Origin of the sequence: Roseibium sp. SCP15, from assembly GCF_040329435.1 — a bacterium.
Classification (GTDB): Bacteria; Pseudomonadota; Alphaproteobacteria; order Rhizobiales; family Stappiaceae; genus Roseibium.
The window spans coordinates 237025-256125 of the sequence record NZ_JBDZYI010000003.1; the positions used below are offsets into that span (position 1 = coordinate 237025).

A 19101-nucleotide genomic window follows, 5' to 3' on the forward strand; every position below is an offset into this window, starting at 1 on the left:
ATGGTCACTATTGATGCGGAAATTACGGCCCTGAGGAAGTAACGCTTGGCTTGCCCCCGGCAGCTTCCGCAGGGTGATGAACCACATATATTCAAACAGATTCTCGCTACAGTGTTTGCTACAATTTTCTAGATTTTTTTGCCTCAGTTTTCTTCGATCGTTGCCCCTCCATCCAATCTAAAAATCTGTATTTCATATCAATTGTAAAATCTATTACGTAGCCAAATAGAGTTAAAAACAGAGCAGCCATTACTGCACCTGTTATCCCGGCTCCTATATCCCCCGACGTTAGTATCAACACGAAAGCAAACAAGAAGAAAACGAGACCGAAGTAAGAGAAGAACTTTTTCATCCGATAGATTTTGGTTCCTTGTGAGTTATTTCCATTGTTCAGGTGCTCAGCAATCGCAGTTCGGAATAGATGTCGAAAGAAATCTGACACAAACGGTTTACCATCCCCGACTTCAGCGAAGTTGTACCAACGAACATCGTCGTTCCACCACGCTCCAACAACTTGTCTCTCTGAACTTCACAGATCCGACTATTCCGAGCGTGACTTCCCCCGGTTTTTAGGCACGTGCGGCATGCCGTCGCTCCTTAGTGTCTAACCTGTTTTTTGATAGCTGCCCCCATAGAGCCACCAACAAAAATAGAAACCAGAGCGATTATTGGAGAACCCAGAAACAAAACTGGACCTGAAAAAATGGCAAGAATTCCTCCAGTGGTTAGCGACCCAAATAACATTGCCACGTAGAAGAAAATTAGAAGAAATAACAATACTAGAAAAACAGGTACAGAAAAAAGAAGTAATATCTTTACAATAATTCCGCTCTTATCTTTCAAATTAAAACCTATCAAAACTCCCAATACGAAAAATGACACCATTGTTATTGCAGGTATAAAAACTTCCACTCACCCCTCCCTACGAATCAGATCAATTTTTTAATCTTTCGATTGTTTCCGATTGAGTTTCGATAAGGCACTTGTAAAAAGCTAAGTTTCTCTCTGTCGTGTCTACCCAACCCATTCTTGGCCGCTTTTCTTGGCTATTCGCCCCATTTGGTAGTCATGCACAAAGCTCTCGAAGTGCTCCTTTTCTTCTTCCAATTTGGCTATAAAATCTTTCATGCAATCATTTGCTGGCTCTCAACCTTTTCTTTGGATTTCCAGCCGCGCTACCCGACATCCCCAGTTTGTATTTGGTCATCAAATGCTGGGTCCAACCCATCGGCTCCAGCACTGCAAATGCATTGGTTGCATATTGAGTACTAGTCCAGATCAGGCGAGCTTTTTCAATCTCAGCGAGTTCTTTTTCTTTCTGCGACCCACCTAATCCACCGGTCGCAGCCTTATTGCCTGCCAGCTAGTCATAAGCATCCAGCACCATATCAAGCAGGTTATCGCCGTCAGATCAGTGACGATTGGTGGCAACCTCAACAACCTTGCATTTGGCTTCGCGCAGTTTCTTGACCCGATTTCGAAAAGTGGTTCAGGACGTTGGACCGCCTTCTTTTCTTGGGCCTCTCAATCGAAGACGAACCGACCTACCGCGCTTTCCAACGCTTGTATACGCTGCCCCAATGGTGATGATGGATCAGGCCTGCATTTGCAAAACGGAGGAAAGCCTTGCCGGAAGATCTTGTGCTGAGTGAGATCGTCAGGAAACACGCCTGTGAACTCGACATCGGCAATCTCTATTACGGTCTGGTTCAAGGCTTTCCCGACGACGCCAATGCGCCGTATCTTCCACTAGACATTATCAAACGCGTCGTGGCGGACACCGGTTGGGACTTCAAGTACTTCAAGGGGGAGCGGTTCTTTCGCAACACGCGGGTTGAGGGTGATCGCGAAATCTTCTTTCATGTTTCCCTCACGTACCAGATGGCCGAGCTGATAACGTATGCGAAGAGGCGAAGGCAAAAGGCCGTCGGCGGTGATGTCTGGAGCGCTCTGGCGAACCATTGCCTGACGCAACAAGGCGTAGACGGCGAGCATCTGACCCATCCAAAACCGCATTTTTCCAACGAGAGGCAGCTTGCCGACCTGCTCAACAGATGTTGCGACATTCAGCGCAGGCTGTCCGACGCGATCCTCAGCGACCCCGGCTGGACTTCTTGAAACCAAGGCAAAGATATTTGCCCCGTGACTACCCGACTACCGTCTTGTCAGGACAATTTCCCGGCCTTTCGGCAACAGCTCTCCGCGGAACTCATCACGGTTGACCCGGTAGACGCTGGCAACGGGCTTGTCATCCGCCAGGCGGAAAAATTCAATGGTTCCACGGTCACGCTTCCAGCGCCTGATCATGAAGAAATCATCCATGCCGATACAGCCGTAGTCCGTGGCATTGCCTTCCTGGTCATCGTTGTTGCCTGAAACCTTTATGCGACACGACACGACACTGTCGGTTGCCTTGAGGCTCCATTCCCCCACGATGCCATACTCGACGGGCTGATCCTGATCCCCCGGAGAGGGAGATACTCCAGGACCGGTGGACGTGGTGTTGCAGGCAGCAAGAAGCAGCAAGATCAAAGGAACAGAAGCAAATCCAAATCTCATGATGGCCACCGGTCGCCGTGCATTGTCGATTGCCATCAATTGCAGCAAAGCATGATGGCAATTGCAACCATTAAGCGCACGTGGACAAAGTTTCGCGAGAACCCTGGCGCGTTTTTGAATTGATATGCTGAAGGTGACCTGAGAAAACACGGCTGCAAGCGGCGCTCTTCAACGGACCGGGAATTAGCAAGCATGAAAATCAAGATACCTGAAGAACCGACGCACATGGTGACGGCCATCGTCGCTTACGCCGGCATAGCAGCTCGGTTACACAAGGAACTGTCAATTCGTGCTGTCGATACGGACGTGGATCTTGAAGCCATCAAGGCGGATCTGATCAACGAAGCGAAGAAGGCTGTGCCGCATGGTGATTTCGCGAAGGAGGAAATCGGTGTCTACAAGACCATGTTTGAGGCAATCGACACGATTTTCAGTCCTCCCCCTGCCCCGTGAAAAGTGATGTTTGACCAAACGTAAGAACCGCATCTCCCGCACATCCATTCGGGATTTCGTCAAATGCGGGATAATCGCAACCTTAACCTTAATGGTAAGATTTCATTTACCTTTCCCAACGTCACGTGCTTTAGTTTCCTCGTTGCTGATCAAAAATTTTCAGACGTCCCGCGAGCTGTTAAACGGCAGCTCGCGGGATGAATTTCAATAAATTCAGTCACTTTCAGAACGTACTTCAGCCCAGAATTGGATGGAAGGTGAGTTTGGCTTCAAACCTTGATCGAAATGGCAAACTCGTTCCTGCAGCGCACATGGATCTGACACTTGTGCAACTCGCAAGCCGATGGGGCTGCACGACCTCTTCACTTCACGAAAAATGCGAGAAAGGGGAGATCCCACATTTCAGAATTGGAGAGCTTTATTGCTTTCCGCTGTCTCTTGTTGAGGAATTCGAAGCCGGGCTTCTTAAACCCGGCAGAACCAACTGAACGGGTTTTCTCCCTTCCCGACCAAAATTCTGCTCATCCGGCCTCCCCGAAAACCTTGAACAGATGATCCGCGAAGGCGCGCACCCGTCTTGGCTGGGCACGGCTGGGCGGGAAGAGCAGTTGCAGCGGCACCGGCGGTGAAGCGTGGTCGGCGAGAAGTTCGACCAGACGTCCGGCGCGGATGTCCTCGCCCACATCAAATTCCGATTTCAGAATGATCCCTCGCCCCTCCAGGCACCACTGGCGAACCAGTGCGCCATCATTGGCAATGAGATTGCCGCGCACCGTGACGATCTGCTTGGCGGCCGTTGCGCCGAAGCGCCACACATTGTCGATGTTCTGTCCAAAGCGCATCACCAGGCAGTTGTGATCTTTCAGGTCCGCCGGCGTTTTCGGCGTCCCGTACCGTTCCAGATAGCTTGGCGCAGCGCAGAGAATCCGGCGTTTTGACGGCAATTGCCTGACCCGCAACGTGCTGTCGTTGATCAGGCCAAAGCGGACGGCCAGATCAATCCCCATTCCAACGATGTCCACATACCCGTCCGACAGATGAAGATCGATGGAAATGGCCGGATGGTCCTCCAGAAAACTTGCGATGGCATGGGACACGATGTTGCGGCCAAGGTCCTTGGGTGTACTGATCCGGATCGGCCCGGACAGTTTTTCTGCACCGAAGCGGATCCGTGTGTCGAGGTCCTCCACCTCCCCCAGCACCAGCTTGGCCCCCTCAACCAGTGTGCGGCCTTCTTCGGTCAGGCTGATCGACCGTGTGGTCCGGTTGAGCAGGACGACGCCGTAATAGGCCTCAAGCGCTGCCAGACGCTCAGAAACGGTTGTCGGCGACAGACCAGCTTCCCGCCCCGCGGCCACCAGGCTGCCCTTTTCAACGATGAGCAAAAACAGGGAAATATTGTCGAGCAGCATTATTCGGAAAATCCGGATTGTTCATTCGTATTCTTGCTGTTTATTCGAGATTTTCAAGTGACTAGATTTGCCTCACGACAATTCAAGGAGACAAACCAATGTCCAAACTCACCATCGTCGCCAACATCAAGGCCAACCCGGACCAGATCGAGCTCGTGAAGTCCGAACTGCTGAAGTTGATCGACATAACCCGCGCTGAAGAAGGCTGCCTGAATTACGATCTGCATCAGGACAACGACAACCCGGCACACTTCATGTTCTACGAAAACTGGGAAAGCCGCGAACTGTGGCAGACCCATATGAATGCACCGCATCTGGCCGCTTACATGGAAGCGACTGAAGGCGCTGTTGCCGAGTTCACACTGAACGAAATGACCGTCATCGGCTGAGCCGTCCAACAATCCGTTCTCGAATTCAAAAGAGGAAACAGAAGGCCATGAAAGCCGTTGCACTGACCCATTATCTGCCAATCGATGACCCCAACTCCTTTCTGGACGTGGATCTGCCCAGGCCGACGCCACAAGGCCGGGATATCCTGGTCGCCGTGAAGGCCGTGTCGGTCAACCCGGTCGACACCAAGGTCCGCGCACCGAAGGACCAGGTCGAGGAGGCTCCGCGTGTCCTCGGTTGGGACGCGTCGGGAATTGTCGAAGCTGTCGGTCCCGACGTGACGCTGTTTCAGCCCGGCGACGAAGTTTACTACGCCGGAGACATCACCCGCTCCGGTTCCAACTCAGAATATCAGCTCGTCGATGAACGCATTGTCGGCAAAAAGCCGTCGACGCTGAGTTTCGCTGAAGCCGCCGCCCTGCCCCTGACTACGTTGACGGCATACGAGTCCTTTTTCGACAGGCTCGGGATTGACCGCGACGGCGGCAACAAGGGCGAAAGCATCCTGATCATCGGTGCCGGCGGCGGCGTCGGTTCCATTGGTATTCAGCTTGCCAAGGCCGCGGGACTGAAAGTCATCGCAACCGCGTCCCGTCCGGAAACCAGCGCGTGGGTGCGCGAGCTTGGAGCCGATGACGTCGTCAACCACCGTGAAGACATGATCACCCAGGTACGGGCACTCGGATACAAGTTTGTCGATCACATCGCGATTTTTAACGACATGCGCCACTGGACCATAGCGGTTGAACTGATCCGCCCGGAAGGTGGCATCGTGACCATCGACAACACCGACCAGCCGATGCCGATGGACGTGATGAAAATGAAGGCTGCCAGCCTCCACTGGGAGTTCATGTTCGCCCGCGCCATGCACCAGACGCCGGATATGATCGAACAGCACAAGTTGCTGAACTACGTCGGCGAGGAAATTGACGCCGGCCGCATCCGCACCACGCTCGACACAGTGCTCACCCCCATCAATGCGGAAAACATGCGCAAGGCGCATGCGCTTATTGAAACCGGGACGGCAAAGGGTAAAGTTGTCCTGGAAGGATACTGATCCGAAAAAGGGCAGCCGTTTCTCCGGCTGCCTGTTTCCTGCCGCCCCAAAGGAAAGTCTTTCTCATGGCCGCCTTGAACCCGCCCGTATGCGATTTCGACTGGCAAGCACCCCATTTCACGTTACCGGGCACAGATGGCAGGCACCACAGCTTGCCGGACATTGCCGGTGAAAACAGCACTCTGGTGATGTTTATCTGCAACCACTGCCCTTTCGTTCTGGCGGTCATGGACAAGATCGTTCGCGATGCCCATGACATGAAGGCACTCGGGATCGGCGTTGTGGCAATCTGCTCCAACGATCACGTTGCCTACCCGCAAGACAATTTTGAAAACATGCAGCTGATGGCCGAGAAGCATGACTTCCCCTTCCCTTATCTGCACGACGCGGAACAGGAAGTTGCCCGCAGCTATGATGCCGTTTGCACTCCGGACTTCTTCGGCTTCAACAAGGATCTCGGTCTTCAGTATCGTGGCCGCCTTGACGCAACACGGATGAATGCGAGCCCGGCGGAACTGCGCCGCGATTTGTTCGAGGCAATGAAGCTGATCTCTGAAACTGGTCGAGGGCCTGAAGAACAGGTTCCTTCAATCGGCTGCTCGATCAAATGGAAAGCTTGAGGACCAGGGAACGATATGCAGATCCAGAAGTTTGATCACGTCAACATCCGAACCTCCCGGCTCGACGAGCTGATTGAATGGTACACACAGGTCCTGGGTTTGAAGGTGGGTTTCAGACCTCCCTTCTCGTTCCCGGGCGCCTGGCTTTATCTTGGTGACACTGCCTACGTCCACCTTGTGGGCAGGGACGGAGCCGATCCGGTCGGTTCGGAAGTTGAACTGAAGCTGGAGCACTTCGCCTTCCGTGCCACAGGCGCGAAAGCCTTTGAAGAAACGCTGATCGAACGGGGCGAAAAATATCGCAAAAGCGAGATCGAGGCGACCAACACTGTCGCGATCAACGTCTGGGACCCGGATGGAAACCACATCCATGTCGATTTCTTCAGGGATGAATGACCTTAGTTGACGGCAGTTCAGTTCGATCCGTACCCGGGCGATGGCTTCCGGCCCCTCACGCTTTGTTTTTCCTGAGTGATGAAAATCGCCATTGTCTAGAGCCTGCAGCGCGCTAGCTTCACCGCAAGCGCCTGATACAACTAGCATAAGCGGTTACATCCAGGCGCAAAGCGGACAGGCGCAGATCATTTTTCGCGAGGCAGATCATGAACCGTATAATTGCAGGTGCAGCAGTTACGATGCTCGTCGGGTCCCCGGCTCTCGCCGAACCGCACCGCTACGAGCTGGACCCGGAACACACCACCATCGCCTTCATGGTCGATCATCTTGGGTATGCAGACACTCTGGGCCTGTTCCTGACCTTTGAAGGCGGCTTCACCTACGACATGGAAACGCAGGATCTGTCGGACGTGATCATCACGGTTCAGACCGCCAGCGTCGAAAGCTTCAACAAGGCGCGTGACGGACATGTTCGCAGCAAGGATTTTCTAAACGTTGAAGCGTTTCCGGTGATGACCTTCACCGCCACGAGCGGCACGCCCACGAGTGAAACCACAGGAACGGTCGAGGGTGAGTTGAACCTGCTCGGCCAAAGCCATCCGCTGACGCTGGACGTCACCTTGAACAAGGCTGCCAACTACCCCTTCGGGCACGGCCGTTTCACGCTCGGCATCAGCGCCCGAGGCACCGTGAAACGCAGTGCCTACGGGATGACCTATGCCGTTGAAAACGGCTTCGTCGGGGATGACGTTCAGCTGATCCTGGAAACTGAAGCCATGCGCGTGGAATAAAACTCCCCGCTCAGGCAACCTTGTCCATCAACGGTTGCAGTGCCGGATGAATATTCGGACTTTCCTCGCGGATGAACCGCAGCAAGGCCTTTTCGTTTTCATGCAGAACGCCATCACGGCCGATCCGGTTCACCAGCCAGCCTGCTTCATCCTCGGTTACCACCTCATTCACAGCGATCTCCGCCTGCATTGCCACATTGCGGGCCGCATACGGATTGTCACTGTCTGCATAGGCATCCCTGATGGCGCTTGTGCCACCGGAGATCATCCGCTTGAAGAAACCGCCAAGCCCGCCTTCAAATCCGCCTGGTTGCTCCAGCCAGTTCTCACGTACAAGAGCAACTTCACGCGGCGGTGGTGTGAAGCCTGACATTGCCATCAGATGGTTGGCGACCGCTTTCGAGAAAAGCTCCGACCAGGCAGGGTGATTTTCCGCTTCAGCGGTTGCATCGTTCAGATCAAAGAGAACCTCTGCCTCCGCCTTTGAAATGGCGACACCGCCGCAACCGGCGCCGGCATAGAGCACCCGGCGCAGCAGCTCTACTTCACCCTCGGCGATCACACCCGGCTTCAGTTCCGAACCTGAGCGGGTTGCCCCCTGCCCTGAAACGACGGAGTGGGCAACAGCCCGCAGAGCAAACTGTTCAAGATGCGCGGGCGCTTCCCGTGCCTTTTCAAGAACATGCAGGACAGCATCAAGCTCCGTTCTGGAGCAGATGTGCCCGTCCGCGTTGATCTGACGGATTAGCCAGTCCGCATTTTCCGCCGAGACATAGCCTTTTGGCTGAGCCTGGTGCACCAGAATGTCAGCGATTGCTTCGGGAAAAAGCTCGAACCAGGTCCCTGCGAAGGTCAGCTTCGCATTGTTCAAGCTGAACAGTGCAGCTCCTTCTTCCAGGGTTACGGCCATGTCGCCGTAAATGTATCGACGCAACGTGACAACGTCTTCTTCACTGACCTGACCGCTGTTAATCCTGGCGGCCACAAAGTCTTCAAGTCCCGGTTTGGCCATAAGGTCCCCCTAGAAAAAACTGGAAGTACCATCGGCGAAATTCCTTGAGATTCCTGTAACACCAATCGCGAAAGACAAAAGGGAGCCGAAGCCGGCTCCCTTCGCGTTTCCCCGGCTCTGGCGGGAACTTGAGCTATGGGAAACTGTTCCGGAGGATTGGGTCCGGAACTCAGTATCGGACCTCAGCCACGATGCTTCTTGTCGTGACCTTTGCCTTTACCCTTGCCTTTCTTGCCGCCCTTGAAATCGGCCTTGGTGATGACGCCATCCTTGTTGCGGTCAGCGCGTTCCATCAGGCGGTCCAGACGCTTGTCGTGCTCTTCGGCTGTGATGCCGAGACTGCCGTCAGCATCCGCACGCTGGAACATGTTCACGATGCGGTTTTCGTTTACGGCCAGCCACAGCGGACCAAACTCTTCAAGGGTAAACGAACCGCTGCCGTTGGTATCTGCCAGCGCGAAGAGTTCGGCCTTGCGGGCATCAAAATCTTCACGGGTTACCGTGCCATCACCATTGGTGTCGAAAACCTGCATGAACATTCGTGCAGGACCGCCACGCCCATGCTTGGGCCCACCGCGTCCTCGATGTTCGCGCGCATCGGCTCGCTCTCCACGCTCGCCATCATTTTCCGCATTCGCGCCACGCTGGCCACGAACCCGCTCAATGGTGCCGTTGCCGTCACGATCAAGCCTGTTGAACAGCCTGTTCGCTGCGACATCGATCTCTTCCTGAGTCACCACACCGTCGCCGTCGGCATCCAGGAACTGGAACGCGCGGACCATCCGGTCATTGGAGCGGTTAAGGAATTCGGCCTTGAACTCCTCAAGGCTGATTTCGCCGTTTCCATCTGCATCGGCGGTTGCGAAGTCCTGTGCCCGGACCTCATCGATCTCGGCTTGCGTAATCACACCATCCTTGTCGACGTCGAAACGTTCGAACAGACGCTCTGCACGTTTTTCATGGCCACCACGACCATGCCACTTGCCACCGCGTCCGCCGCGCTCACCCATATGCGCAAAACGTTTGCCTTCCGTCTGTTGAATCTGTTTGCCCCCGTCCCCGGTTGCAGCCGCTGTCTGGGCCGAGGCACTCATGCCCGCAGTCAGCGCGGTACCGGCAACGCTCGCAGCCAAAGCGGCAATTGCAATCTTCTTGAACGGTTTCATTCCAACAACTCCTTGGTTCGTTGATGAGCTGAAGGTAGGTGGCAATTGTCGCAGGAATACCCTCTCAAGAGGGCTTAAGTGTCGCCATCTGTCCCGCTGGGCCGCAGCGATACACTTTGTTACAAAGTCGGCTCGCGCTCTTGCGCTTCAGTCATTATTTTGACCTTGGAAACAGGAAGTTCAGCGGTTGCCGTCATTCTTTGCTTTGACGAGGCCGAAAGGAATGGAGAAGAGCGTGAGCGACCCGAGCCCTCATATTCTGGTGGTTGATGATCATCGCGATATTCGCGAGACCCTCGCGCGCTATCTGATCAAGAACGGTCTGCGCGCCACCACAGCCGAAAATGCCGCCCATGCGCGCAAGTCGCTCAAGGCCGCGTCGATCGACCTTGTGGTTCTGGACATCATGATGCCGGGCGAAGACGGCCTGTCTTTGTGCCGTCACCTGGTGGAGACCGGTTCCATGCCGGTGATCCTGCTTACAGCCATGGCTGATGACACGGACCGGGTCATCGGCCTGGAAATCGGTGCGGATGACTATGTGACGAAGCCGTTCAATCCAAGGGAACTCCTGGCGCGCATTCGCGCGGTGCTGAGGCGAACCTCGTTGGCGCCGAAGGAACGTGATCCGATCGAGCAGGAAAAGCTGCACTTTGACGGCTGGGCGCTCAATGTGTCCCGCCGGGAATTGTCCGATCCGGCAGGTGGTGCGGTTGCCCTGTCCAGCGGCGAATTCCAGCTGCTGTGCGCTTTCCTGAAGCGGCCGAAGATGGTGTTGAACCGGGATCAGCTCCTGGACCTGACAACAGGACGGGCACCAACGGTGTTTGACCGATCCATTGACAACCAGGTCTCGCGGCTACGCCGGAAAATCGAAACGGATCCAAAAGATCCGAAACTGATCAAGACCGTGTGGGGTGGCGGCTATATGTTCACGGCCGATGTGAAAGACCGGATTGAATGAAACTGTCCACTCTCTCTCGCAAGGCCTATGAAATCCTGTGGCCGAAGACATTGGCGTCACAGCTGATCATCCTGCTGCTGGCAGCCATTGTCGTGGCGCAGGCACTCAGTATCTGGATTTTCCAGGATGAGCGGCGTATCGCAATGGTCGCGGCAGCCAGAGACAGTCTTCTTTCAAGGGCCGTCTCCATTGCTGCTCTGATTGAGGATACACCGCAAAATCTCCAGGACCGCATTCTTGAAGCAAGCAGCAGCAGGTTTGCTGTTTTCTGGGTGGGGACCACACCGCTCGCACCCGAACCGGGCACATCGAGATTCGAACAACGCCTGCAGGGTTATCTGAGCAAGCAGCTCGACCAGGGGCAGATCGCGCATCTCAACATTCACGCCGACGAGAAACGCGGCCCACGTGATCGGAAGTTCGATCACGACGATGACGACCACGGCCCGAGCTGGCGTGCGGTTCCCAAGAAGGAACGCCCTCATAACCTGCGCAAAATAATGAACAAGCCGGAAGACCTGGCCTTGTCCATCAAGCTGACGGACGGCAGGTGGTTGAACGTTGCGACCAGTTACAAACCACCACCCGGAGCCATGATCCCTCTGCTGGTACAGCTCGCGCTGACAGCGTTGGCGACCGTTCTGATCATTGGAATAGCCGTGAGACGCGTGACACGGCCGCTGAAAGACCTGGCAGTTTCCGCCGAGAAATTCGGCCGAGGCGAAGAACTTGAACCGCTCACCCCCAGCGGGCCAAGCGAGGTTCAGGCTCTCACCTCGTCCTTCAATGACATGCAGGACCGCCTTACGCGTTTCGTGCGCGACCGCACGCGCATGCTGGCCGCCATCAGCCATGACCTGAGAACCCCGATCACATCCTTGCGCATTCGGGCAGAGTTCATCGAGGACGAGGAAAACCGCGAGAAAATGATCGAGACGCTGGAAGAAATGGCAGCGATGACCGAAGCCACCTTGCGGTTTGCACGCGACGAAGCCCATTCTGAAAGCGCTGAAAGGGCGGACCTCAACTCAATGCTGGAAAGCCTTGCCGGAGATCAGCAGGACCTCGGTCACAAATGCTCAGTCCGGATGCAGGAGGAAATCACGCTGTCCTGCCGCCCGGTGGCCTTGAAGCGCGCGCTACGAAATCTCATTGAAAACGGTATCCGATATGGCGACACCGTCGACATCGAAGCCGTTCGAAGCGCCGGAGAAGCCGTCATCCGAATCCTCGACCATGGTCCGGGCATACCGGAGGACCGCCTCAAGGATGTCTTCGAGCCCTTTGTGCGTCTGGACGAATCCCGGAACGAAGAAACCGGCGGCATCGGTCTGGGTTTGGCGATCACCCGCTCGATCATTCATGCCCACGGCGGGACGATCAAGCTCAGCAACCGTGCAGGAACCGGGCTGGAAGCGGAGATCAGGCTGCCGCTTGGTACCTGATCCGGCTTGCGACCTTCCAGGCAGCAACGCGAAAACAAGCTGGCCCGCACCAATTCCGGTGCGGGCTGGACACAAATCGGAAGACAAGAGTTTCACATCGAAACAGATTGTCGGCTCAGGGCTGCTGGCGCGTTGCCGTGATGACCACATCTCGAATGTTCACGCCCTGGGGCTGGGCATACATGAAGACGGCTGTGCGGGCGATATCGTCTGCCTGCAATGCGCCTCCCATCGCCTCTTTCCAGTCCTGGTAACCGTCAATGATGTCCTGGCGTGTCGTATGTCCCAGAAGCTCGGTTTCGACCGCTCCCGGACAGATAGCCATGACCCGGACTCCCGTATCGGCGACCTCCTCACGCACATTCTCGCTAATCGCGGAAACGGCAAACTTGGTCCCGACGTAAGCGGCGTGGTTGGGGAACGACTTTTTGCCGGCGATCGAGCTTACATTCAGTATCGTGCCGTGATTGCGCGCCTTCATCCCTGCCAAAACCACCTGCATGCCGTTCAAGAGCGCCATGACGTTGACGTCGAACATCTTCTGCCATTCACTCGGGTCCTGGCTATCAACCTGACCAAGCAACATGACGCCGGCATTGTTGATCAGGCAATCGACCGGACCGAACCTGGTTTCTGCCTCGGCAATCGCCGACTGCAACTCTTTCGTGTCGGTCACATCCACCTTGCAGCAAAGCGTGTCCGGCAGCTCCAGTGCCTCCAGCATTTCCACGCGGCGTGCCAGCAACAGAAGTGGGTGTCCTTCGGCCGAAAAACGCTTCGCCATCGCCGCCCCGATACCGGAACTGGCCCCTGTGACAACGATTAGAGGTTTGGAATGCGCGGTCATTTGATCCGTCCTTCAATTCGGATTGAAACTGTGCGGAAAGATGATCAAAGACGCGGAAACAGGGAATGACAGCTTCTGTCGAAAAATTGCGCGTTTCTATCATTTGCTCTTTGTTCTGTTTCCCTTGGCCCGCATTTCATGCAGTTTCCTGTCAGGTGAGTTGAAGGCGAGACAAATGGCACTGACGCGACTTAAGGAAAAATACGGATTTCAGCCAGGTGCGGGATATGTGAAGACCAATCTCGACGCGGTACGGTTCTTCTGGTCGACGGAGCCGGTTGAGCGTGCTCCCCTCATCTACAATGCCGGCCTGGTTCTCATACTGCAGGGGCAGAAAGTCGGTTATCTCGGCGACCGCATCTTTCACTACGACACAGACCACTATCTGGTCCTGAGCGTTCCTCTGCCATTCGACTGTGCAACCTTCGCTTCGCCGGAAGATCCGATGCTCGGTCTGTTCATCGACATCAATCGCATTGATCTCCACGAACTTGTGCCGTTGCTGGAAATCGAGCCTCCCTCCAAGACGGCAACGTCGCTTGGTCTCAGCCCTGCTCCTCTCGACGCCGAAATGAAAGATGCGATCCGACGCCTGCTCGACGCCTTGTGCTCAGATGCCGCCAGCAAGGCGCTCGGACCCGGCATCTTGCGTGAGATCGCGTTTCACTGTCTCCAGGGGCCACACGGGTCGGCTTTGAGAGCACTCACGCAGATCGACTCGCATTTCGAACGCATCGCCAAGACGATTGCGGACATTCGCCAGAACTATGCCACTCCCCTTCGAGTTGAGGACCTTGCCCGTGAGGCAGGCATGAGCGAACCGGTGTTTCACAGGGCATTCAAGGCAATTACCGGTGCCTCACCGCACCGTTATCTCAAGACAACGCGGCTGCACAGGGCCAAGGGATTGATCCTTGCTGACAATCTGCCGGTTGCTGAAGCTGCCCGTCTGGTCGGGTACGAAAACGCCGCGCATTTCAGCCGAGAATTCAAGAAGCACTTCAAGGTCAGTCCCAAGGACGCCCAATCGGCCGGATACAGGCCTATTGATTTTTGAGACAACGCTTCTTTCCTGAAGCGTTGTCGGACACATCCCGCTCATCGGACAATGTCGATTACCGCCGGGCTTCGATCTCGCCTGCATAGGTCGCGTCGTCGACCGGTTCCATCCATTCGGCGACCTGACCGTCCAACTCCTCCTGGATGGCCAGGTGGACGAGCGAAGTGTGCGGTCCGGCACCGTGCCAGTGTTTCACCCCCGGAGGGATCCAGATGACGTCACCTGGAAGGATCGACAGTTTCTCCTGCCCCCAAAGGTGCACGAACCCTGTGCCCTCCAGAATTTGCAAGGTCTGTCCAAGTGGATGGGTATGCCAGTTGGTTCGCGACCTTGGCTCAAATGTCACCCGAATGACTCGAACCCTTGCAGGTGCTGGGGCTTCAATGACCGGGTCCTGCCAGACCGTGCCGGTAAAGTAGTCCGGATTGGCCCGCTTTGTCGGCCGTGATCCGGCCTCGTAAACGGTCAGAATGCTCATGATGCCTCCTTGCCGGCAGATACAGCGGTCTGCGATTTCCGGTTACCAGGCCAGTTGATCAGAACAACGCCGAGGATGGCAAGGCAAATTCCTGCAAAGGTTTCAATGTCCAGCGTTTCCGAAAGAAAGACCACGCCGAGAACGACGCCAACTCCTGACCGCAAATAGGCCTGACTGGCGGTCCCCATGGCCCCCAACGTCGTCAGCAGCCGGAAATAGATCAGAAAGGCCAGAGCCGTGCATGCTGCCCCGAGGATCAACGCCGCGAACAGACCTGAAGCATCGGGTGAAAGGGTCCAGGGGCGATCGACAACAAGGCTCGTCGGAACAAGCACTAGCGAAGCACAAATGAGGGTTCCGGTCGCCGGAACAATCGGTAACATTCCCACGAACAGCCGGCCGCGCAATGCCGCAAGTCCGTAAAGTACTGCGCTGAACAGCACAGCAAGCTGAGGCAAGAGGTTCTCGCCAAGGTCTTCCAGCGCGCTAACGCCGACAATCAGAACAATTCCGGCAAAACCGGCCATGGCACCTGTCAGCTGTCTTCCGCCTGGCCTTTGCCCGCTGTTCAAAAGCACGTAGGACAAGGCGAACACCCAAAGCGGAGATGTGGAGTTCAGGACGCTGGATACCGCCGTTCCGGCGTATTGCTGCCCCCAGGCCAAAAGCATCCATGGACCCGTGCTGTTGATGAGCGACTGGACAAGAAACAAGCGCCACGTCCGTGCATCACGCGGCATCCGGATGCCTCGAAAAGACATGATAAATACAAGGATAATCGAAGCCAGACTGACCCTGATGGCAATCAGGGTTGCGGGCGGAATGGTATCCAACGCGATACCAATCCACATGTAAGACGAGCCCCAGAGCAGCGCCAGACAGCCCAGAAGGGCATATTCAATGGAACGGGATTGCATGTCTTCGGGCCGCTAATCGTTGACAGCACGACTGTCTTCTGGTGCCTCTTCCCGGTCCTCCATGCCATAGTCTCGAAGAACGTGAGCGACCCGCAGGCGGTAGTCCTTGAAATAGCCGGATCGCCCGGCCTTCTGGGCCTTGCGATGCTGGGTCAACCGCCGCCATTCGTTCAGTGCTTCTTCATCGCGAAAGAAAGAAACCGAAAGCAGCTTTTCCGGATTGGTCAGGCTCTGAAAGCGTTCGACCGACAGGAACCCGTCAATCTCATCGATCAACGGCCGCAACTCGGCTGCCACGTCCAGATAGTCCTGCTTCTTGTCCGCATGCGGGATGACTTCGAAAATGACTGCAATCATGCGTGTTTTCCTCCCTCGGCATGCGGCACGGAGGCAAGTTTTAAGAAGGTGCGGTCCTCCCGCAAGATGAATTTCTCCTTTTGGGCAAAATCATAGTTCAATTGCCCGAGAGGGTCGGCCGCCAGACGTGCGCGATAAGCTTCATAGGCAGCAAGGTTCTCTACCGAGTAGACACCGTAAGCCAGCGTCGTTGAGCCCTCATGAGGTGAAAAATAGCCGATGAGATCAGCACCGCAACGCGGGATCGCCTGCCCCCAGTTACGCGCATATTCTTCAAAAGCTGCCCTTTTCGTCGGGTCGATGTGGTAGCGAATGAAACAAGTGATCATGGCCGGTTCCTTTTCCTTTGGCTTTGCTGCCTTCTGTGTGGCATGCTCCGATACGACAATGCTTCGATAAGGATCGAACCATGAAAGACGGACCGGACATTGCGCGGATCGGCGCACTCATTGGTGACCCCGCACGTGCAAACATTCTGGGCGCGCTTATGAGCGGCAAGGCCCTGACAGCGACCGAGCTTGCCACCGAGGCCGGGATTACCGGGCAAACTGCAAGTTCCCATCTCAAGAAACTCATGGAAGGCGGATTGCTGACGCAGGCCAAACAGGGACGTCACCGTTATTTCACTCTGGCGGGACCGGAAGTCGGCACCACTCTGGAAGCAATCATGGGGCTTGCGGCCCGCAAAGGGCATTTGCGCACACGAACGGGCCCGAAAGACCCGGCCATGCGAGCTGCCCGTGTCTGCTATGATCATCTGGCTGGAGACATGGCCGTGAGGATCTTCGACAGCCTGCAGGCGCGCGGATTTATTCAAGTCTCTTCGGACAAGGGCGGGATCGGCCTCACCACCGCTGGTGAAAACTTCGTCACAGATTTCGGTATTGACCTTGACCGACTGACTGCAGGTCGTCGCCCGCTATGCCGTGCTTGCCTGGACTGGAGCGAGCGCCGCCACCACCTTGCCGGAAGCCTTGGAGCAGCCCTCCTCGACCGCTTTCAGGAGCAAAGTTGGCTCAGACGTGAAAAGGATAGCCGTGTCGTGCACATTTCAGCTCAGGGAAGCAACGAGCTGAAAAAACTGTTCCCGCTTGATTGAACCGGTCTCCGGCGTCTGCACTGCACTGTTTCAAATCGAAGCCCCGAGAAACAATGCCATTGCGAGAATGAGGAAACCGGACGCCGGATACGCAAGCCGGCCCGCGCGCGCCGTGTGCTTCTGAACAAGTCTGGTTGAAGACAGGCACGCATAAACGCTGAGACACCCGACCCCAACCGCCAGTACGGTCAGACAGATGACCAACAGTTGCGGCAAGAGACCTCTTTCGGGATGAAGGAACACGGGAAGCAGTGAACTGTAAAGCGTCAGTGTTTTCGGATTGGTCAGTCCAATCACAAATGCCGCCTTTCCTGCGCCTGAACGGCCGCGTGCGGACGCTTGCCCCCTTGGCTTTAGTCCGAACATAAGCACGAAGCCGAGAAACCCGAGCAGGAATATGCCCGCCCAGTTTAGGTAAGCAAGAATGTCACGAGACAGCGAAACCGCGAAAAACATGCACAAGCAGGCCGCGGCCAATAAGCATGCATCGCCAGCCTTGGCGGAGAGAACGCATTTCAGCGCCTCGCGCCGGCCATGCCTTGCTGCCTGACCGGCGATGAAGAAGGCACTCGGACCAGGAACAACCGCAACAATCAGGTATGTCGCGACAAAGGTGATCCAATCCACCAGCAACATTTCATTACCCTTGCAGCTGGCAATCGAGGTGCAGGACTGAACCCTCTGGCACTTGTGAGGAGCTTTCGCACCGGATTGACGGAGATCGTCCGCGAAGCAGCCTGCGCCGGTTGCCGGAACAGACTTCTTCGCAAAGGCCACCAGCCGGCACGGAAAACGTTAGGTAAGACATGATCGATGGAGCACTGCTGACAGCGGTTTCGGGCAAAGAAGATTGAAATCCAATTTCCACGAAAGCTATGCGAGATCGCGGTCCCGCACAGTTCCCAAACGGGAGCTTGACAGGCGTCCAAACGAATATTTTTGCTTGCCATCGGGCCTTGGTCACTTGCCACGGCGTCGGCTCTGCGGCTGACATCGTCGACGGCACAACGAAGCCTTGGGCGGCCTATGCTCCGCATTCCCCCTTCGGCCATGACACAAATGATGCTGAGGCAAAACCACGAAAATCGTGTCGCACATTTGCTTCAGACCAAGAACAGATCGTCAGTCGGCAGCCTGGAGAATGTTTTTGACCCTTTCCAGAAGCCAGGTCTGCGCCGGTCCAATGCGCGTGTTCTTGAGAATTACGCACTCGACAGGCGGGCTCCAGAGACTGTGCTCAAAACGCAGGTTCAATCTGGTAACTCGCCCCGACGCGATCGCATCGCTGACCAGATGTTCAGGCAGATACGACCAGCCTATTCCCTGCAAGACCAGTTCCCGAATGGTATGGAAACTGGTCGCGAACCAGGTGTTCACTGACAATGCTGGGAACTGGTCCAGAGCGCTTCCCTGAGGACTGCGCAGCAGAAGCTGGCGAAAGGGCAACAGTTCACTTGCCCCAATCGACTGAACATCCGCCAGCGGATAGCCGGGACTGCAGACTGAAACAAATGGAAGATTGCCGATAAACGCCTGTTCCAAACCCTTTTGAACCTGTGTTCCGGAGAACATCAAGCCAATGTCGGCGTTGCCGCTCGCGATGATTTCCGGAATTTCCGGACTGACTGCAGACAGGAACTCAACCTCGGTCGCGGAGAATTTGTTTCCGAACTCGATCAGTTGGGCACTGAGAGAAGGCAACAGGATCGCATCGTCCATCGCAATCCGAATACGGGTTTCTTCTCCCGCAAAGAGGCCCTGTGCTGCAGCATCAAAGTCCTCGATCTGCACCAACGCAGCCTTTGCGAAGGCAAGCAGTCTTTGTCCTTCCTTTGTCAGGCCGGGCTTTCGGGTTGCCCGGTCGAATAGTTCGAACCCCAAATCCACTTCCAGATTGGAAATACCGAGGCTGACAGCGGACTGCCCCTTTCCCAACACTCTGCCTGCCGCCGAAAAACTGCCGGTTTCGGCTGCCGCTACGAACATTCTCAATTGTTCCAGACTGGTCAGGTCAAGCTTCCTATTATTGATTTTCCCAATAGAAACTAACTTAGTACTACTCGAAATTCGAATTATTT

23 protein-coding genes are annotated in these 19101 nt (G+C 55.5%); 11 read left to right on the forward strand and 12 right to left on the reverse strand.

The window, feature by feature from the left end; translation table 11 throughout:
- Nucleotides 1–597: 597 nt before the first annotated feature.
- On the reverse strand, nt 598–912 hold the full coding sequence (locus tag ABLO27_RS14920; RefSeq protein WP_353033735.1) for a hypothetical protein: 315 nt from the start codon (nt 910–912) through the stop codon (nt 598–600).
- A gap of 714 nt (nt 913–1626) precedes the next feature.
- Here ABLO27_RS14920 and ABLO27_RS14925 point away from each other — a divergent pair.
- Entirely contained in the window at nt 1627–2118 is a 492-nt protein-coding gene (locus ABLO27_RS14925) for a hypothetical protein (protein WP_353033736.1), read from the forward strand.
- A gap of 36 nt (nt 2119–2154) precedes the next feature.
- Here ABLO27_RS14925 and ABLO27_RS14930 read toward each other — a convergent pair whose 3' ends face one another.
- On the reverse strand, nt 2155–2559 hold the full coding sequence (locus ABLO27_RS14930) for an AprI/Inh family metalloprotease inhibitor (RefSeq protein WP_353033737.1): 405 nt from the start codon (nt 2557–2559) through the stop codon (nt 2155–2157).
- A 192-nt stretch (nt 2560–2751) separates the two neighbouring features.
- Between ABLO27_RS14930 and ABLO27_RS14935 the strand changes: the two genes are divergently transcribed.
- Nucleotides 2752–3012, forward strand: coding sequence for a hypothetical protein (locus ABLO27_RS14935; RefSeq protein ID WP_353033738.1), 261 nt, complete (start codon nt 2752–2754; stop codon nt 3010–3012).
- A gap of 521 nt (nt 3013–3533) precedes the next feature.
- Here the strand turns inward: ABLO27_RS14935 and ABLO27_RS14940 are convergent.
- Nucleotides 3534–4424 (reverse strand): LysR family transcriptional regulator, encoded by an 891-nt coding sequence (locus ABLO27_RS14940; protein ID WP_353033739.1) that lies wholly within the window; start codon nt 4422–4424, stop codon nt 3534–3536.
- Nucleotides 4425–4522: 98 nt separating this feature from the next.
- Here ABLO27_RS14940 and ABLO27_RS14945 point away from each other — a divergent pair, with 98 nt between their 5' ends.
- The 5 genes from ABLO27_RS14945 to ABLO27_RS14965 all read left to right on the forward strand — a co-directional run bounded on the left by ABLO27_RS14945 (nt 4523) and on the right by ABLO27_RS14965 (nt 7678).
- On the forward strand, nt 4523–4813 hold the full coding sequence (locus ABLO27_RS14945) for a putative quinol monooxygenase (RefSeq protein WP_353033740.1): 291 nt from the start codon (nt 4523–4525) through the stop codon (nt 4811–4813).
- A gap of 47 nt (nt 4814–4860) precedes the next feature.
- Nucleotides 4861–5871: a zinc-binding alcohol dehydrogenase family protein gene (locus ABLO27_RS14950; RefSeq protein ID WP_353033741.1), complete on the forward strand. Its 1011-nt coding sequence runs from the start codon at nt 4861–4863 to the stop codon at nt 5869–5871.
- A gap of 65 nt (nt 5872–5936) precedes the next feature.
- A complete protein-coding gene (locus ABLO27_RS14955; protein ID WP_353033742.1) occupies nt 5937–6491 on the forward strand; it encodes a thioredoxin family protein in 555 nt (184 codons plus the stop codon).
- 15 nt (nt 6492–6506) lie between these two features.
- Nucleotides 6507–6887: a VOC family protein gene (locus tag ABLO27_RS14960; RefSeq protein WP_353033743.1), complete on the forward strand. Its 381-nt coding sequence runs from the start codon at nt 6507–6509 to the stop codon at nt 6885–6887.
- A gap of 206 nt (nt 6888–7093) precedes the next feature.
- The gene (locus ABLO27_RS14965) at nt 7094–7678 is read left to right on the forward strand and encodes a YceI family protein (protein ID WP_353033744.1); all 585 of its coding nucleotides are present in this window, start codon (nt 7094–7096) and stop codon (nt 7676–7678) included.
- 10 nt (nt 7679–7688) lie between these two features.
- Here ABLO27_RS14965 and ABLO27_RS14970 read toward each other — a convergent pair whose 3' ends face one another.
- A complete protein-coding gene (locus ABLO27_RS14970) occupies nt 7689–8690 on the reverse strand; it encodes a hypothetical protein (RefSeq protein ID WP_353033745.1) in 1002 nt (333 codons plus the stop codon).
- A 182-nt stretch (nt 8691–8872) separates the two neighbouring features.
- Nucleotides 8873–9856: an EF-hand domain-containing protein gene (locus ABLO27_RS14975; protein ID WP_353033746.1), complete on the reverse strand. Its 984-nt coding sequence runs from the start codon at nt 9854–9856 to the stop codon at nt 8873–8875.
- A 223-nt stretch (nt 9857–10079) separates the two neighbouring features.
- Here ABLO27_RS14975 and ABLO27_RS14980 point away from each other — a divergent pair, with 223 nt between their 5' ends.
- Both ABLO27_RS14980 and ABLO27_RS14985 read left to right on the forward strand, forming a co-directional pair.
- On the forward strand, nt 10080–10820 hold the full coding sequence (locus ABLO27_RS14980) for a response regulator (RefSeq protein WP_417714796.1): 741 nt from the start codon (nt 10080–10082) through the stop codon (nt 10818–10820).
- Nucleotides 10817–12265, forward strand: coding sequence for an ATP-binding protein (locus ABLO27_RS14985; RefSeq protein WP_353033748.1), 1449 nt, complete (start codon nt 10817–10819; stop codon nt 12263–12265). The genes ABLO27_RS14980 and ABLO27_RS14985 overlap by 4 nt, the downstream gene beginning before the upstream one ends.
- 115 nt (nt 12266–12380) lie before the next feature.
- Here the strand turns inward: ABLO27_RS14985 and ABLO27_RS14990 are convergent, their stop codons facing one another.
- Nucleotides 12381–13112 (reverse strand): SDR family oxidoreductase, encoded by a 732-nt coding sequence (locus ABLO27_RS14990; protein WP_353033749.1) that lies wholly within the window; start codon nt 13110–13112, stop codon nt 12381–12383.
- A gap of 175 nt (nt 13113–13287) precedes the next feature.
- On the opposite strand from ABLO27_RS14990, the gene ABLO27_RS14995 reads away from it, so the two are divergent.
- Nucleotides 13288–14169 (forward strand): AraC family transcriptional regulator, encoded by an 882-nt coding sequence (locus ABLO27_RS14995; protein WP_353033750.1) that lies wholly within the window; start codon nt 13288–13290, stop codon nt 14167–14169.
- 58 nt (nt 14170–14227) lie between these two features.
- Here the strand turns inward: ABLO27_RS14995 and ABLO27_RS15000 are convergent, their stop codons facing one another.
- From ABLO27_RS15000 to ABLO27_RS15015, 4 genes are read right to left on the reverse strand one after another with little or no spacing between them, the layout of a single operon-like run.
- A complete protein-coding gene (locus tag ABLO27_RS15000; protein WP_353033751.1) occupies nt 14228–14650 on the reverse strand; it encodes a (R)-mandelonitrile lyase in 423 nt (140 codons plus the stop codon).
- Nucleotides 14647–15567 carry a DMT family transporter gene (locus tag ABLO27_RS15005; protein WP_353033752.1) on the reverse strand — a complete coding sequence of 307 codons (921 nt, stop codon included), beginning with the start codon at nt 15565–15567 and terminating at the stop codon, nt 14647–14649. Before ABLO27_RS15005 ends, ABLO27_RS15000 begins: the two co-directional genes overlap by 4 nt.
- Nucleotides 15568–15579: 12 nt before the next feature.
- A complete protein-coding gene (locus tag ABLO27_RS15010) occupies nt 15580–15924 on the reverse strand; it encodes an antibiotic biosynthesis monooxygenase family protein (protein ID WP_353033753.1) in 345 nt (114 codons plus the stop codon).
- A complete protein-coding gene (locus ABLO27_RS15015; RefSeq protein WP_353033754.1) occupies nt 15921–16253 on the reverse strand; it encodes an NIPSNAP family protein in 333 nt (110 codons plus the stop codon). Before ABLO27_RS15015 ends, ABLO27_RS15010 begins: the two co-directional genes overlap by 4 nt.
- A gap of 80 nt (nt 16254–16333) precedes the next feature.
- Here ABLO27_RS15015 and ABLO27_RS15020 point away from each other — a divergent pair, with 80 nt between their 5' ends.
- Nucleotides 16334–17023, forward strand: a complete 690-nt coding sequence (locus ABLO27_RS15020; RefSeq protein ID WP_353033755.1) for an ArsR/SmtB family transcription factor — start codon at nt 16334–16336, stop codon at nt 17021–17023.
- A 30-nt stretch (nt 17024–17053) separates the two neighbouring features.
- On the opposite strand, the gene ABLO27_RS15025 is transcribed toward ABLO27_RS15020, so the two are convergent.
- Nucleotides 17054–17659, reverse strand: coding sequence for a LysE family translocator (locus ABLO27_RS15025; RefSeq protein WP_353033756.1), 606 nt, complete (start codon nt 17657–17659; stop codon nt 17054–17056).
- A 486-nt stretch (nt 17660–18145) separates the two neighbouring features.
- Nucleotides 18146–19009 (reverse strand): LysR family transcriptional regulator, encoded by an 864-nt coding sequence (locus tag ABLO27_RS15030; RefSeq protein WP_417714797.1) that lies wholly within the window; start codon nt 19007–19009, stop codon nt 18146–18148.
- Nucleotides 19010–19101: the final 92 nt, after the last annotated feature.

Excerpts from the sequence above, each read along its gene's own strand:
- ABLO27_RS14930 (WP_353033737.1), bottom strand. The coding sequence starts at position 2,559 with ATGAGATTTGGATTTGCTTCTGTTCCTTTGATCTTGCTGCTTCTTGCT.
- ABLO27_RS14935 (WP_353033738.1), top strand. The coding sequence starts at position 2,752 with ATGAAAATCAAGATACCTGAAGAACCGACGCACATGGTGACGGCCATC.
- ABLO27_RS14940 (WP_353033739.1), bottom strand. The coding sequence starts at position 4,424 with ATGCTGCTCGACAATATTTCCCTGTTTTTGCTCATCGTTGAAAAGGGC.
- ABLO27_RS14945 (WP_353033740.1), top strand. The coding sequence starts at position 4,523 with ATGTCCAAACTCACCATCGTCGCCAACATCAAGGCCAACCCGGACCAG.
- ABLO27_RS14950 (WP_353033741.1), top strand. The coding sequence starts at position 4,861 with ATGAAAGCCGTTGCACTGACCCATTATCTGCCAATCGATGACCCCAAC.
- ABLO27_RS14955 (WP_353033742.1), top strand. The coding sequence starts at position 5,937 with ATGGCCGCCTTGAACCCGCCCGTATGCGATTTCGACTGGCAAGCACCC.
- ABLO27_RS14960 (WP_353033743.1), top strand. The coding sequence starts at position 6,507 with ATGCAGATCCAGAAGTTTGATCACGTCAACATCCGAACCTCCCGGCTC.
- ABLO27_RS14965 (WP_353033744.1), top strand. The coding sequence starts at position 7,094 with ATGAACCGTATAATTGCAGGTGCAGCAGTTACGATGCTCGTCGGGTCC.
- ABLO27_RS14970 (WP_353033745.1), bottom strand. The coding sequence starts at position 8,690 with ATGGCCAAACCGGGACTTGAAGACTTTGTGGCCGCCAGGATTAACAGC.
- ABLO27_RS14975 (WP_353033746.1), bottom strand. The coding sequence starts at position 9,856 with ATGAAACCGTTCAAGAAGATTGCAATTGCCGCTTTGGCTGCGAGCGTT.
- ABLO27_RS14980 (WP_417714796.1), top strand. The coding sequence starts at position 10,080 with ATGGAGAAGAGCGTGAGCGACCCGAGCCCTCATATTCTGGTGGTTGAT.
- ABLO27_RS14985 (WP_353033748.1), top strand. The coding sequence starts at position 10,817 with ATGAAACTGTCCACTCTCTCTCGCAAGGCCTATGAAATCCTGTGGCCG.
- ABLO27_RS14990 (WP_353033749.1), bottom strand. The coding sequence starts at position 13,112 with ATGACCGCGCATTCCAAACCTCTAATCGTTGTCACAGGGGCCAGTTCC.
- ABLO27_RS14995 (WP_353033750.1), top strand. The coding sequence starts at position 13,288 with ATGGCACTGACGCGACTTAAGGAAAAATACGGATTTCAGCCAGGTGCG.
- ABLO27_RS15000 (WP_353033751.1), bottom strand. The coding sequence starts at position 14,650 with ATGAGCATTCTGACCGTTTACGAGGCCGGATCACGGCCGACAAAGCGG.
- ABLO27_RS15005 (WP_353033752.1), bottom strand. The coding sequence starts at position 15,567 with ATGCAATCCCGTTCCATTGAATATGCCCTTCTGGGCTGTCTGGCGCTG.
- ABLO27_RS15010 (WP_353033753.1), bottom strand. The coding sequence starts at position 15,924 with ATGATTGCAGTCATTTTCGAAGTCATCCCGCATGCGGACAAGAAGCAG.
- ABLO27_RS15015 (WP_353033754.1), bottom strand. The coding sequence starts at position 16,253 with ATGATCACTTGTTTCATTCGCTACCACATCGACCCGACGAAAAGGGCA.
- ABLO27_RS15020 (WP_353033755.1), top strand. The coding sequence starts at position 16,334 with ATGAAAGACGGACCGGACATTGCGCGGATCGGCGCACTCATTGGTGAC.
- ABLO27_RS15025 (WP_353033756.1), bottom strand. The coding sequence starts at position 17,659 with ATGTTGCTGGTGGATTGGATCACCTTTGTCGCGACATACCTGATTGTT.
- ABLO27_RS15030 (WP_417714797.1), bottom strand. The coding sequence starts at position 19,009 with ATGTTCGTAGCGGCAGCCGAAACCGGCAGTTTTTCGGCGGCAGGCAGA.